Raw genomic sequence first — 14,454 nt, forward strand, 5'->3', positions numbered from 1 at the left:
GCCCGGCTCGGCCGACGCCGCCGGAGCGGGCACGCCGGTGGTGTGGCGGGCCTTTGCGGGCACGAGGTCCACCGGCATGGACACCTGCTCGTCCCCGAGGAGGGGGGCCGTCGCGCGGGCAGCCGGGTCGCCGGCGTCCGCGTCGCTGATCTGGTCCCACCGCACTGCCGCCGTCGGCCCCGCGGAGGACGTGGTGTCTCGCTGCGTGGCACCGGAGCTGAACAGGCCAGACCCTGCGGCGCTCTCGTCGGGCGCGCCGGAGGCAGAGGAGTCCCACATCTTCGGCTCGGGAGCCCGGAAGATGTCCTGCCCGAAGGCGTCGACGACGTCGAAGCCGCCGGCGGCGTTCTGCGTGACGGTCAGACCTGCCGAGGTCGTGACGGGGAAGGTGAGCTCGCCCAGCCCGAGCTTGTCGTCCGCGCGCTTGGCCGCGGCGCGGTCAGCCAGGCGAAGTGCGGTCGAGATACCCGTACCGTCCGGGTTGATGGTGACGACCAGGTCGGCACCCTTGCCGGCGACCGCGGGATAAGTCACCGTGTCGCCCTCGACGACCGGTTCCGTCAGGTCGAACGGGCTGTCGTAGGTGAGCGTGTGCCCGTCCTTGGTGATCGTCGCGAGCGGCACCCCCTCGGTGCCGTCCGACAGGACGATCGGGTAGACGGGTGCCGCCACGGAGAGCACTCCGTCGGTGGGGTCCGCGTCGACGACCCGGTTCGAGACGGGTCCCCAGGTGCCGGTCACCGCGGTGCGCGAGGCGGTCGCGGTCATCTCCTGGGTCACCGTGCCCTCCTCGGTCGCGGTGAACGTGGACCACGGCGAGCGGGCCGAGGTGATCTCGACGTCGCGCCCGCAGGCGTCCGCCAGCTCCAGCGCCGTGTCCTGGTCCACCGCGGTGACCTGGCAGTCGATGCCCACGTGCGGGCCGGCCGCGAGCGCAGGCTCGACGACCAGGGCGAGGGCCAGGCCGCTCGCGACGGTCACCAGACCGGCGCGCCGAGCCCCGGCGCGCCATCCCGACCGGACCTTTCGTGCCGTGCCGACCGTGGCCCTGGTCAGACCGTCGCGCACCCGCGCGCCCATACCCGTCACCGCTGTTCCCATCTGGCTCGTCAGCTTCCGCACGTCCCTACCCGCTCCTCGTGCGGTCACTGGCTCATCTCCTCGACCGACTTGTCCTTGACAGTCGGGTCCAGCGCGGGGGCGCCGCCGATGAAGTCGACGTCATCCGCCCCCTGGCACAGCCGGCGGATCTTGTTCTCCGCCACGACCTGTCCGTCGAAGACCCGGACGTTGTCGACCCGGCCCTGCCAGAAGTTGTCGGCCACACCCGTAAGGGTGCGGCGGCCCACGATGAAGGAGCCGGTCGACGCCCACGGTGCGGTCAGTGTCGAGGTCGAGTTGGATCGCACGGGTTCTGCCGACGACGGAGCATCGGGGGTGCCGATCTCGCACACCCACAGCGAGACCTTGTCCGTGTCGGCGTCGTACTGACCGGTGAGGTGGACCCACTGGCCTGTGACCGGGGCGGTCCTCGACTGAGCAGCGACGTTGGACAGGTCCGTTGTGTCCGCCTTGTACATGATCATCGACCAGCACGGCTGGTTGCCCGTTGCCGCGCATGACGTGCGATAGCCCAGGGTGAACGCTGGATTGGACGTCCCGTTCTGCGAGAGCGCGACGTGTTGCTGATCCGGCGCGGCCTGCGGGTCCAACCAGACGTGCGCCGAGACGACGAAGCTCTTGGCGGACGAGACGACCGCGGGCGAAGCAGCACGGGCACTCACCCCGTCGAACACCAGGGCACGGTCGCCCGTCCGGGAGCCGAAGAGCGTGTGTGGGCCATCGCCCCACTTCGTCGCCGACCCCAGGTCGAGGTTGCGCGGCACCGTTGATCCAGAGGCGTCGTACGCCGTGGTCCCGGTTCCCTCGTCGAGCCGCCAGAGGCCCGTCGACTGCGGGTAGGCGACGTCGATCCGGTGCTCGCGGTCGGAGATCGACCCGTTGCCCGCGCGGTCATACGCCCGCACCCAGAGTGTCAGCGGACCTGAGGTCTTGGGCGTGAACGAGATCGTCGCGGTTCCAGAGGACTGCGCCTTGACCGTCTTGTCGAACGACTGGGATCCGAACGAGTAGGCGTACTTCACCGTGTCGGCCGAGCCGTTCGGGCCCAGCCGGAACTTTCCGGTCAGGCCGACGCCACCGGTCTCCACGCCGTCCTGGTAGGCCGCCTCGACGCCGTCACCTGATGTAAGGACGGTGACGGTGGGCGTGTGCACCTTGCTGGTGTCCACCCCGAACTCGCACCACTGCGACCACGAGCCTTCCCGGCCCGTCGAGTCCTTGGCCAGCGCACGCCACTTGTAGACGACGTTCTCGGTCAGGCGTCCCGTCGGAACCTGGATGGTGTGCGTCTTCCCGGAGGGCTGGAAGGACGACATGTAGGCGCCCCACACCTGGGTGCCGCTGTTGATCCGCCAGATCTGGAACCGCGCCTTGGTCGCGTTCCCGTCGGGGTCGCGGATGAAGACGGACAGCTTGGGATTCGTGATGCGCAGCATCGGGCGGTCGGTGCCCGTCTTGCAGGAGAACTTCTCCTTGCTGTGCCACGTCGTCAGGCTCGTCGGGACGCCGGGCGCACGGTTGTAGGTGACCGACAGGGTCGCGCGCGCACTGGTGCTGCCGTTGCCGTCGTTGCGGCCGATGTACCGCTTCCAGCCGACCATCGAGGTCTCGTTCGCCGACCGCACACCCAGGGTGAGCGACGACCAGTTCGAGGACGCGACCTTCTTCGCGCCCGCCGTGACGTCGAACCCGACGGACCGCACCATGCCGGTGCAGCCCGACCGGTGCGTCACCAGTTCTGATGCGAGACGGGTCGACCAGGACCCGGGGTTGTGCCACGTCGTCGAGCTGCTGACGGCGTTCGAGCCGGCCTGGTACACCCAGACCCCGGTCTTGTCGCAGTTGTACGAGAAGGTGCCGTTGATGTTGAAGACCGCCTTGGTGACGTCCGCGGACGCCAGGCTCCCCACGCTGCTCAGGCCGCCGAACTCGTAGAGGATCCGGTGCGTGCTGGTCGAGCCGCACTGGTAGCCGGCGTACGGGTCGGGTGCCGAGCAGCGGCCGACTCCCGCGTCGCCGTCGAACTGGTAGGAGGACGCGCTGTCCGGCCACGCGCTCCGGATCGCGGTGACCTCGGACAGGGTTCCCGACACAGCCAGCGCGGCGAACATCGGGAAAGCGGTCGCCTCGTCCTGGGCAGCGGCCTCGATGGCAGCGCCCACGGCATCCGGCTCGGTGTCCGCGCCGTCGTCCGTCGGGATCTCGACCACCGCCTCCGGGGTGAGCGGACCCGCCAGCGGGTCGGTCTCGTCGAGCGCGGCCGAGGGGGACGGGTCGGCCGTCCCCGAGGCCGCCGCCCGCCCTGCGGTCGCGGCGGCCGGCTGCTCCGCGGGCACCTCGGAGGTCCAGACCAGCGGGCGGGACGACCGGAACACCTCGGGGTCGGCGCCATCGGCGTCGGGCTCGGCCGCATCAGGGTCGGTGACGGTGAACGCCCCGTGCTCGCGTGCGACCTTCAGGCCGGTGCCGGAGGCGTTCTTGGCGCTCACGTCGTAGCCGAGGTCGAGGTCGAGCTTCGCCACGTGCGGGTTGCGTGCCGCCGCCTCGTCGGTGAGGCGCAGCACCTGGCTGAAGCCCGAGCCGTCGGCGTTCACCGCGACGACCAGGTCGACACCCGACGGCTTGCCGCCGGTGGACAGGACGTCCGGGTAGACGATGCGGTCGTCCTCGACGACGGGGTCGGTCAGCTCGAACGGCGCCTCGACGTCCACGACCTGGCCGTCGGCGGAGGTCATCCGCGCCAGCACGTCCGGGTCGGCCGCGGCATCCTCGCCGCCTGCCGAGAAGCTCATCGCCACGGCAGGAGCGGCCGGGCTCAGGCGGCCGGACTCGTCCTCGGCCACCGCGGTCTCGATCGGCTCGAACTCGCCGTCGCCGTCGGCGTCGGACGCGTCGGCACTGCTGCCGACCTCAAGCCGCACCTGGCCGGACGGCTGGCCGAAGGACGACTGCCAGGGGGTCTTCTCGTCGAGCGCCTCGACCTCGTGACCGCACCGGGCCGCCGTGGCCAGGGCCTCCACCAGACTCGGCTCCTCGACCGGGCACTCCAGCACGGGCTCATCGCCCATGGCGGCCAGCACGCCGTCCGCAGCCCCGGTCGCGACCAGGGCAGAGGCGCCCGTCGCGAGGACCACCAGCGCCGTCACAGCGGCGACCGCAGTACCCGCGCGCGTCCGGATCCCCCGTGCCGCACGTCCCCACACCGTCGCCGCCGATCGGCGCACCCCACCAAGGTCCGGAATGTCCACAGAGAGGAGATTAGGGGCACAAATCACCACTTCTTGACCGAACAGCGGGTGATCTTTCCGGTCCGGTGACGAGCTTCGCCCTCAGACACGGGCCGGGCAAGGAACCCGTCCGGCCACGACCGCGCTAGGACGACGGCGGGCTCTGGACGCTCGGCTCGGGCTGCGACGTCTGGGCGAGCTGCTCGGATATCGGCGAGGTTGACGCGCTAAGAAAGACCACGTCACCGTTCTTCGGAACCACAACGGGACCGCTCCCGACCAACAGCGACATCAGGTCTCCGCCGGCGAGGAATCTCCGGGTGTTGTAGCCGAACACCCATGCACCCGGGTACTCCTCACAGGAGCACACGACAATTTCCATACGGTGCGACGGCCGAACGTTCTCGTCGAGAAATGACTGCGCTCGTTCATACGCGTCCTGGAACAGGATCAACGCGCTCAATCGCGAACCTCCAACAGGCTGGACCTTGGGCTCAGGTCAGTCCCCGTCGAGGTGCAGCTCCGTCGACCTGTCCGAAGCGCAGCGATCGGCCAGGACGAGGATCGACGCCAGAAATCCGGGACGACCGGACCCAGCCGAGGTGCGGAGTTCCTCGGCGAACTGATCCATCTCCTCCGGGAGCAGAACGACGGAACCATAAGGCTTGGCACGGGTGAGCACGGGCAGGTTCGAGCCAACACATGCCCTGGTGAACTCCTCGTCGCGGTCGATGTAGACATCGAGCAGTTCGAACCTGCGGTGTCGCGGACTCGTACCTCTCCGGTCCACCCGGAAAGGGGCCACGTCAATGCCCATCAGGGTCCTCCAGCGGGCTCGGAAAGAACGCATGCGAGCGGGGTGTGTTGCTGTGCGTAGACATTGTCCGCACACAGCAACACACCCCGGCAACCAACACTTTCCCGACGGCGGCCCAGCCCGCCGGTCAAGCAACCAGCCCGGCAGCCCCAGGCCTACCGCGCCACCAGATCCGGCAGCTTCTCCCCCGCCGACAGCGACGTGTGCAAGTGGCACGCCACCAGCCGCGCCTCCTCGGCCTGAGCCGTGCGCCCGAGCACCGGCAGCTCCGTGCGGCACACGTCCATGACGTGCGGGCACCGCGGGGCGAACGGGCAGCCCGGCTCCCGCTGGGACAGGTCCGGCGGGGCGCCGGGGATGCCCGCGAGCTCACGCCGGGGCCCGTGCAGCGGAGGGAAGGACCCGAGCAGCCCCGCGGAGTACGGGTGCCGCGGGCGCTGGTAGACGTCGCGGGCGGGCGCCGTCTCCACGATCTCGCCCGCGTACATGACGGCGATGCGGTCGGCGACCTCCACCAGCAGGGACACGTCGTGCGTGATGAGCACCACGGAGAAGCCCAGCCGCTCGCGCAGCTCCATGACCTGCTCCAGGATCTGGCGCTGCATCACCACGTCGAGGGCCGTGGTGGGCTCGTCCATGATGAGCACCTGCGGCTCCAGGGCCAGCGCCATCGCGATCATCACGCGCTGGCGCATGCCGCCGGAGAGCTGGTGCGGGTAGGCGCGCAGCCGGTCGGCCGAGATGCCCACGAGGCGCAGCAGCTCCGCCGCCCGCTCCCGGGCCTCGGCGCGCCCCATGCGCGGCCGGTGCGCCAGGATGCCGTCGATCAGCTGCTTCTCGACCCGGAACACCGGGTTGAGCGAGCTCATCGCGCCCTGGAACACGATGGCGATGTCGCGCCAGCGGGCGGCCCGCAGCTCGGCGTCGGACAGGGCGAGCAGGTCCGCCCGCTCGCCGTCGCGGCCCGTGAGCCACACCTCCCCGCCCGTGATGAGGCCCGGCGGCGGCAGCAGCCGCGTCGCCGCGTAGGCGAGGGTCGACTTGCCGCAGCCCGACTCCCCCGCCAGCCCCAGCACCTCGCCGCGGCGCAGCGTGAGCGAGACCTCGCGCAGCACGTGCGTGGGGTCGTCGCCGAACCCGTAGTCGACGCTCAGGTTCCGGACCTCCAGGACCGGTTCCTCCGCCGTCGGCCCCGCGTCCCGGGCAACGCCCGGGCTCGTCTCCACACCTGTGCTCATGACCGCACCTCCCGCACCACCGGGGTGAACCCCACGCGCGGCCGGATGCCCCGGCGACGCAGCGAGCGCGCGTGCAGGCCGGTGGACCGCAGGCGGGGGTTGACGATCTCGTCGATACCGAAGTTGACCAGGGTCAGCGCCATGCCGAGCAGCGCGATGCACGCCCCGGCCGGCACGAACCACCACCACGCGCCACGCTGCAGCGCGAGGTTGTTCTGCGCCCAGAACAGGATGGTGCCCCAGTTCCAGTCGCTCACCGGCGTGATGCCGATGAACGACAGCGTGACCTGGGACAGCACCGCGAACGTCACGGTGCCCACGAACCCGGAGGCGATCACGGCCGTCAGGTTCGGCAGCACCTCGGCGAGCACGAGCCGCCAGGTGCGCTCCCCGTTGGCCCGGGCCGCCTCGACGAAGTCGCGCTTGCGCAACGACAGCGTCTGGGCGCGCAGCACGCGGGCGCCCCAGGCCCAGCCGGTCGCCCCGATGACCAGCGCGACGGTGAGCCCGCCGGCCGACGGCAGCTGGGCGGCGATCAGGATGATCAGCGGCAGCTGCGGGATGACCAGGAACATGTTCGACAGCGCGGACAGCGACTCGTCGCCGATGCCGCCGACGAACCCGGCGGTCACGCCCACGAGCACCCCCACGACGGTGGCGCTCACGCCGGCCACCAGGCCGACGACGAGCACGCCGCGAGCGCCCACGATGATCTGCGACAGGATGTCGCGGCCGGTGTGGTCGGTGCCGAGCCAGTGCGTGGCGGACGGCGGGCTGAGCAGCGCATCGCTGACCTGGTTGGGGTCGTAGGGCGACAGCCACGGGCCCACCAGCGCGAGGAGCGTGAAGAAGCCCAGGATGACCAGGCCGGTGATGACCTTGCCGTTGCGCAGGAACAGCAGCTGGTTCTTCATCGGTCCTCCGTCCGGGTGCGGGGGTCGAGCAGGGCGTAGGCGAGGTCGGCCACCATGTTCGCCACGAGGACGGACAGGGTGATGACCAGGAAGCAGCCCTGCATCAGCGGGTAGTCGTGGGTGGAGACGGCCTGGTAGAGCGTGTAGCCGATGCCCTGGTAGGAGAAGACCATCTCCATGATGAGCGTGCCGCCGACGACGAAACCGAGGGACAGCGCGAAGCTGGAGACCTGGGGCAGCACGGCGTTGCGGGCGGCGTAGCCGAGCATGACCTGCCGTTCGGGCAGGCCCTTGGCGTGCGCGACGGTGACGTAGTCCTCGGAGGAGACGGTCACCATCATGTTGCGCATGCCGAGCACCCAGCCGGCCACGGAGGACAGCACGACGGTCAGCGCGGGCAGGAAGCCGTAGTAGACGACCGAGCCGATGAACTCGCCGCTGAACGCGGGCACGAGCCCGCGGTCGTAGCTGCCGGACGACGGGAACCAGCCGAGGTTCACGGACAGCACGGCGATGGTGATCAGGCCCAGCCAGAAGTACGGCACGGCCTGGAAGAACGTCGCCACCGGCAGCAGCCCGTCGGCCCAGGTACCGCGGCGCCAGCCGAGGAACGTGCCGATGAGCGAGCCGATGACGAACGCGATGATCGTGGCGACGCCGACCAGCCCGACCGTCCACGGCAGCGACTGGCTGACGATGTCGGCCACGGGCGTCGGGAAGTGCGTGAAGGACAGCCCGAGGTCGCCCCGCAGGAGCAGGCCCCAGTAGTCGAGGTACTGCTGCCACATGCTCGTGTCCTGGTCCAGACCGAACAGGACGCGCAGCGAGTGCTCGGCGTTGCTGTCGATGCGGCCCTGCATGCGGCCCAGCAGGGCCGTGACGGGGTCGCCCGGCAGCATGCGCGGGATGAAGAAGTTGATGGTGATCGCGGCCCACGCCGTCAGCGCGTAGAACACGACCCTGCGCAGCAGGAACCTCATGCGCCCGCCTCCCCGCCACCGCTGGTCGAGCCTGTCGAGACCCCACCGCTGGTCGAGCCTGTCGAGACCCGCCCGACGTCGGGCCGCCCCTCCCGCTCCGAGTACCCCCAGCACGCCGCGGACCGCCCGGGCGTGACCTCGATCAGCTCGGGCGTCTCACCCCGGCACAGGTCGGTCGCGTACGGGCAGCGCGGCGCGAACCGGCAGCCGGGCGGCGGGTCGACGAGGCTCGGCGGCTCGCCGCCGGTGCCCTGCTCCCGCACGGCTGCGGCGCCGGTCCCGGCGAGGTCGTCGGGGTCGGGCGCGGAGGCGATGAGCAGCCGCGTGTAGGGGTGCAGCGGCTCCTGCGTCACGGACTCGGAGTCGCCGGTCTCCATGACCTGCCCCGCGTACAGCACGGTGGTGCGGTCGGCGAAGTAGCGCGCCGAGGCGATGTCGTGCGTGATGTACAGGACGGCGATCCCGAGCCGGTCGCGCAGGTCGGCCAGCAGGTTGAGGATGCCGAGCCGGATGGAGACGTCCAGCATCGAGACGGGCTCGTCGGCGAGCAGCACCTCGGGCTCCGCGGCGAGCGCCCGCGCGATGGCGATGCGCTGCCGCTGCCCGCCGGACAGCTCGTGCGGGAACTTGTCCACGTACCGCGTGGCGGGCGTGAGGTGCACGCGCTCCAGCAGCTCGGTCAGGGCCGCCTCCAGCTCGGTCCCGCGCAGCGTGCCCCCGCTGGACTGCTTGCGGTGCAGCCGCAGCGCGCGAGTCAGCGTGTAGCGCACGGGGTGCACCGGGTTCAGGGAGGCGAACGGGTCCTGGAAGATCATCTGCACGCGCCGCACGTACGCGCGGAAGGCCCGGCGGCCCCGCAGGCGGGCCTCGGCGCCGTCGAGCAGCACCTGCCCGCCCGTGATGGGGATGAGTCCGGCCAGCAGCCGGGCGACCGTGGACTTGCCGGACCCCGACTCCCCCACCACGGCCAGGACCTGGCCGCGGTGGAGCTCGAGGTCCACGCCGTCCACGGCGTGGATCGCCCGGGCGGGCGAACGGCCGCTGACGCGACCTCCGCCCGCCCGGAAGTGCTTGGTGAGGCCGTGCGCGGCCAGCACCGGTGTGCTTGTGCTCATCAGCCTTCCGCGGGCTTGAGGTTCATCAGGATCTGGGCGGCCTGCACCCCGGTGGGCTGGGGCTGGTTGTACGGGTCCTCCTCCGACGGCCAGCCCACGTAGTTCTGCGTCGAGTACTGCGCGGTGGCCGGGCGGGTCCAGATCGCGATGCCCGGCACCTCCTCGACGAACACCTTCTGGACGGTCTCCAGGGCGGCGGTGCGCGTGGCGTCGTCGGGCGCGGCGGCGTAGTCGGCGAGCGCCTTCGTGGCGGCGTCGTTCTGGAAGCGGCCGAAGTTCCAGGTGGCCGGCTCGCCGAGCTTCTCGTAGTGCGCGCCGTCCATGATGTCGGAGTACATGTCCCAGGGGGTGGCGCCGCCGTCGGTCCAGTGCAGGGTGGCCTGGAAGTCGCCGCCGGGGATGACGTCGGCGAACCAGCCGTCCTGGTTGACGGGGTTGACGGTGGCGGTGGCGCCGAGCTCGGCGGCGGAGTTCTTGATGAGGTCCAGGGCGGTCAGGTAGTCGTTCCAGCCGGCCGGGTTGACGAGCTCGAACGTCACCTCCTCGCCGTCGGGGTCGACGAGCTTCTCGTCCTCCCAGGTGTAGCCGGCGTCCTCGAGCAGGGCGCGGGCGCCCTCGACGTCGACGGCGTACTCCTGGTCGGCGTAGTCGGCGGAGAGGAACTCCTCGCCGGCGGGCAGCGGCAGGCCGGTGACGCTGGTCAGCGCGGGGTTGACGCCCGAGGTGGCGACGTCGACGAGCTCCTGGCGGTCGATGACCATGTTGAGGGCCTGGCGGAACGCCTTGTCGTCGAACGGCTTGGTCTCGTTGTTCAGGTAGAGCACGTCGATGCCGAGGCCGCCGGCGGCGTACTGGTGGTAGTGCTCGGGGTCCTGGGCGATGTAGACGTTCTCGAAGTCGGCGATGAACGTCCAGCCCCACTGCGCCTCACCGGTGGTCAGGGCGGTGGTCAGGGCGTTGTTGTCGTTGTACGACGAGTACCGGATCTCGGGGACGGCGGGCTTGCCGCCCCAGTAGTCGTCGCGCGCGACGACGGTGGCGGCCTGCGGCGTCCACGTCTCGAGCGTGTACGGGCCGGTGCCGACGGGCTCGGGGTTGGTGTCGGTGGTGGGGTCCTCGACGTCGGCCCAGATGTGCTCGGGCACCATGACCAGGTCGTACAGCTTGGACTGGTTGACGAACTGGCCGGCGGTGAACGTGACGGTGACGGTGGACCCGTCGGTCTCGATCGTGTTGTACGGCAGGGCGCCGGTGTTCAGCGCCTCGAAGTCCTTGCGGAGCTGGATGGAGAACGCGATGTCGTCGGCGGTGAACTCCTCGCCGTCCGACCAGGTGACGCCCTCGTGCGGCGTGATGACGGCCTCGGTGAAGTCCTCGTTCCACTCGACGCTGTCGGCGAGCCACGGCTTGGGCTCCTCGGACGGCCGGGCCTGGTTGCGCATCATCAGCGGCTCGTAGATCGCGAAGGCGTAGCCGAGCGAGAGCGCGGACGAACCGGTGGCGAACGGGCTGTGGTTCTCGGTCTGGACGCCGTTCGGCATGCCGACGGTCAGGGTTTCCCCGCCGCCCGCCTGGGTGGCGCTGCCGCCGCCCCCGCCGCTGCAGGCTGCCAGCAGCGCGACCGCTGCCGCGGCCGCCGCCACGGCGACGTGCTTGTGAATCCTCACGGTGTGCCTCCTTGCACTTGTCCCTCGCGGGACGGATATGGGGTGTGTGTCACTTGGTTCCGGCGCCGGGTTCCTCCCCGGGCCGGACGGTCAGCTCGTTGGTCAGGCGCAGGTCCGCGACGGACCTGCCGGTGCGCAGCCGGTAGGTGCCCGGCGGCGTGGTCCAGCCCTGGGTCTGCGGGTCCCAGACCTGCAGCGCCCGGGTGGGCACGGGGACGCGGACGGTCGCGCTGCCCATGGCGGGCACGTCCGCGACGGCGAAGCCGCCGAGCCACCGCACGGGGCGGCTCGGGCCGCCCTCGGGCGCCTCGACGTAGACCTGGACCACCTCGCGGCCCGCGCGGGGCCCGGTGTTCCGGACGGTCACGTACGCGGTCAGGGTCGCGGGGGCGTCGTGCGACTGACCCCAGGCGAGGACGGCGTCCTCGTACTCCCAGGAGGTCCAGCCCAGGCCGTGCCCGAACGGTGCTGCGGGCGCGGGGGCGCCGTCCGCCCCGGCGGCCAGCCGCCGCTCCCAGGCGCGGTAGCCGACGTCGGTCCCCTCGGCGTAGTCGACGACGCCGTCCACGGGCCGCGCGTGCGGCACGGGGACGTCCTCGAAGCGCGCGGGCAGCGTCCACGGCAGGCGCCCGGACGGTTCGGTGACGCCGGTGAGCACGTCGGCGAGCGCGGTGCCCGCCTCCTGCCCGGGCAGCCAGCCCCACAGCACGGTCGGCACGTCGGCCAGCCAGGGCAGCAGCACGGGCGCGCCCGCGTTGACGACGACGATGGTGCGCGGGTTGGCCGCGACGACGCGGCGCACGAGCTCGTCCTGGTTGCCGGGCAGGTCCAGGTCGGGGCGGTCGTAGCCCTCGGACTCGACCTCGGCGGTGGTGCCGATCAGCACGACGGCGACGTCGGCGGCGGCCGCGGCCTCGACGGCGGCGGCCAGCTCGTCGTCGGCCGAGGGGCCGGGCAGGCGGTGCACCAGGGCGGCGCGCACGAAGTGCCCGTAGCCGACGGCGTGCACCACCTGGACGGTCGCGTCCAGGTCGGCGGTGCCGCTCGCCTGCGCGAGCGCCGCGATCGGGTGGTTGTGCCCGGAGGAGAGCACGACGTCCTCGTCGACCCGGGTGCTGCCGGTCGTGACCTCGGCGCCGTCGACGAGCACCCGGTGGATGCCGACCGTGCCGACGCCCAGCTCGTGGGTGCCGGGCTCGTCGAGCCGGACGGCGGCGCGCAGGCGGACGGCGTCGGCGTCGGGCCGCGCGTCCTGCAGCCAGCCGGACCACTCGGTGACGGTGTGCTCCTCCAGCGTGCTGCCGTCGGCCGCCAGGACCGTGACGCGCAGGCCGGGCTCGCCGGTGACCGGGTCGGTGCAGCGGCCGAGGTCGAGCTCGGGCGGGTTGTGCAGCGCGCGGGCACCGGCCAGCAGCGTCAGCTCGGAGCCCTGGGGCAGCGCGGCGCGCAGCTCGTCGGCGGGCCAGGTCAGGTGGTCGGGCTGCACGAACGAGGAGCCGCCGCCCTGGAAGAAGGGCTCGGTCGCGGCGGGTCCGAGCAGCGCGACGCGCAGCGGCCGGGCGCCGTCGGACACCAGCGGCACCAGCCCGGCGTCGTCCTTCAGCACGACGACGGAGCGGGCGGCGAGCTCGCGGAGCAGCTTGCCCGACGCCGCGGTGGCGGGCGCCGGCTCGGTGACGGCGTGGAGCGGGTGGCCGGCGGCACCGCGGTCGCCGCCGGGTGCCACGAGCCGCCCGGTGCGGCCGGCCAGCCGCAGCAGGCGCAGCACCTTGTCGTCGAGCTCGGCCTCGGCGACCTCGCCGGAGCGGACGGCGTCGAGCAGGCCGTCGCCCCAGGCGCCGTCGGGCCCGGGCATCTGCAGGTCCAGGCCGCCGCGCACGGCGGGCGCCACGGACTGCGTGGCCACCCAGTCGCTGACGAACAGGCCGTCGTAGCCCCACTCCTGCTTGAGCAGGTCGACCACGAGCGGGCGGTGCTCCAGGAGCGGCGCCGCGACGCCCTGCGTGTCGGCGCCGTTGTAGGCGCCCATCACGGACCACGGGTTGACGTCGCGCACCAGGCGCTCGAAGGGCGCGAGGTAGGCCTCGCGCAGCGTCCGCTCGTCGAGGCGCGCGAGGTAGCGCGTCCGCTCGGTCTCGGAGTCGTTGGCCACGTAGTGCTTGACGCACATGCCGACGCCCTGCTCCTGCGCCGCGCCGACCAGGGCCACCGCGATCTCGGCCGTCAGGTGCGGGTCCTCCGAGTAGCACTCGAAGTGCCGGCCGCCCACGGGCGTGCGCTGCAGGTTGACCTGCGGGGCGAGCACGACGTCGACGCCGTGGCGGCGCGCCTCGGCGGCGAACAGCACGCCGGCGCGGCGGGCCAGCTCCAGGTCCCAGGTCGCGGCCAGCGCGGACGGCGCGGGGAACATCGCGGACGTGCCGCCGTCCGGGCCGCGCACGCCCACCGGGCCGTCGGACAGCACCACCGGCTCCAGCCCGAGGCGGGGCACGGCCGTGGTGGTCCACATGGACGCGCCCACGACGAGCGACACCTTCTCCTCGACGGAGAGCTCCGACAGGAGGCGGAGCAGCTCGGGCTCCGTGGTGGCGCCCTGCGTGGTGACTGTCTGCGATGACACGTGCGTTCTCCGTTCGGCGGTGGACGGCTGCCCGCATTCAACCACACTTACTTACTGGTTAGTAAGCCCGGATTCTCGGTTATCGTGAGCCCATGCCAGAAGCGACCGGGCAGGCTGCCCCGAAGGCCAAGCGACCCACGCGCGACCAGCGGCGGGAGGAGATCCTCGCCGCCGCGACGCGCGTGTTCGGGTCCAAGGGCTACCACCAGGGCTCGCTGGTCGACGTCGCGGCCCAGGTGGGGATCACGCACGCGGGCGTGCTGCACCACTTCGGCAGCAAGGACAAGCTGCTGTGGGAGGTGCTGGAGTACCGCGACCGCGTGGACGTGCAGCACCTGGAGGGCAAGCACATCCCGGGCGGCATCGAGCTGTTCCGGCACCTGGTCACCACCGCGCGCCAGAACGCGGAGCGGCGCGGCATCGTCCAGGCCTACGCGGTGCTCACCGGCGAGTCCGTGACCGACGGCCACCCCGCCTCCACCTGGGTGGCCGAGCGGTTCAGCGTGCTGCGCGGGGAGATCTCCCAGGCCGTGCGCGTGCTGGCCGACGAGCGCGAGGTGACCCTGCCCGAGGGCGAGCCGGAGCGTGCCGCGGCCGCGGTGATCGCCGTCATGGACGGCCTGCAGCTCCAGTGGCTGCTGGACCCCGCGGCGGTGGACCTGGCGTCGGGCACGGAGTTCGCCATCGAGTCGATCCTGACGGCCACGCTGGGCGCGCCCGTGCGGATCGCGGCCTCCTGACCCACGACCCGCAC

At 71.8% G+C, this 14,454-nt stretch carries 10 protein-coding genes; 1 reads left to right on the forward strand and 9 read right to left on the reverse strand.

Annotated features, from left to right (window positions below; all coding sequences use genetic code 11):
- Positions 1-1,145: 1,145 nt before the first annotated feature.
- From H291_RS0119430 to H291_RS0119470, 9 genes are all read right to left on the reverse strand, one after another.
- A complete protein-coding gene (locus H291_RS0119430; RefSeq protein ID WP_020016684.1) occupies positions 1,146-4,268 on the reverse strand; it encodes a LamG-like jellyroll fold domain-containing protein in 3,123 nt (1,040 codons plus the stop codon).
- A gap of 226 nt (positions 4,269-4,494) precedes the next feature.
- The gene (locus tag H291_RS0119435) at positions 4,495-4,812 is read right to left on the reverse strand and encodes a YrhB domain-containing protein (RefSeq protein WP_020016685.1); all 318 of its coding nucleotides are present in this window, start codon (positions 4,810-4,812) and stop codon (positions 4,495-4,497) included.
- A 36-nt stretch (positions 4,813-4,848) separates the two neighbouring features.
- Positions 4,849-5,166 (reverse strand): hypothetical protein, encoded by a 318-nt coding sequence (locus H291_RS0119440; protein ID WP_020016686.1) that lies wholly within the window; start codon positions 5,164-5,166, stop codon positions 4,849-4,851.
- A gap of 155 nt (positions 5,167-5,321) precedes the next feature.
- A complete protein-coding gene (locus H291_RS0119445) occupies positions 5,322-6,404 on the reverse strand; it encodes an ABC transporter ATP-binding protein (RefSeq protein ID WP_051109554.1) in 1,083 nt (360 codons plus the stop codon).
- The gene (locus H291_RS0119450) at positions 6,401-7,318 is read right to left on the reverse strand and encodes an ABC transporter permease (protein ID WP_020016688.1); all 918 of its coding nucleotides are present in this window, start codon (positions 7,316-7,318) and stop codon (positions 6,401-6,403) included. Before H291_RS0119450 ends, H291_RS0119445 begins: the two co-directional genes overlap by 4 nt.
- Positions 7,315-8,298, reverse strand: a complete 984-nt coding sequence (locus H291_RS0119455) for an ABC transporter permease (RefSeq protein ID WP_020016689.1) — start codon at positions 8,296-8,298, stop codon at positions 7,315-7,317. Before H291_RS0119455 ends, H291_RS0119450 begins: the two co-directional genes overlap by 4 nt.
- On the reverse strand, positions 8,295-9,413 hold the full coding sequence (locus H291_RS0119460) for an ABC transporter ATP-binding protein (RefSeq protein WP_033327408.1): 1,119 nt from the start codon (positions 9,411-9,413) through the stop codon (positions 8,295-8,297). Before H291_RS0119460 ends, H291_RS0119455 begins: the two co-directional genes overlap by 4 nt.
- Positions 9,413-11,080, reverse strand: coding sequence for an ABC transporter substrate-binding protein (locus H291_RS0119465; RefSeq protein WP_033327410.1), 1,668 nt, complete (start codon positions 11,078-11,080; stop codon positions 9,413-9,415). Before H291_RS0119465 ends, H291_RS0119460 begins: the two co-directional genes overlap by 1 nt.
- A gap of 49 nt (positions 11,081-11,129) precedes the next feature.
- A complete protein-coding gene (locus tag H291_RS0119470; protein WP_020016692.1) occupies positions 11,130-13,700 on the reverse strand; it encodes a beta-glucosidase family protein in 2,571 nt (856 codons plus the stop codon).
- Positions 13,701-13,792: 92 nt separating this feature from the next.
- On the opposite strand from H291_RS0119470, the gene H291_RS0119475 reads away from it, so the two are divergent.
- Positions 13,793-14,440, forward strand: a complete 648-nt coding sequence (locus H291_RS0119475) for a TetR/AcrR family transcriptional regulator (RefSeq protein ID WP_020016693.1) — start codon at positions 13,793-13,795, stop codon at positions 14,438-14,440.
- The last annotated feature ends 14 nt before the right edge of the window (positions 14,441-14,454 follow it).

This window comes from Promicromonospora sukumoe 327MFSha3.1 (assembly GCF_000385135.1).
Lineage (GTDB): Bacteria > Actinomycetota > Actinomycetes > Actinomycetales > Cellulomonadaceae > Promicromonospora > Promicromonospora sukumoe_B.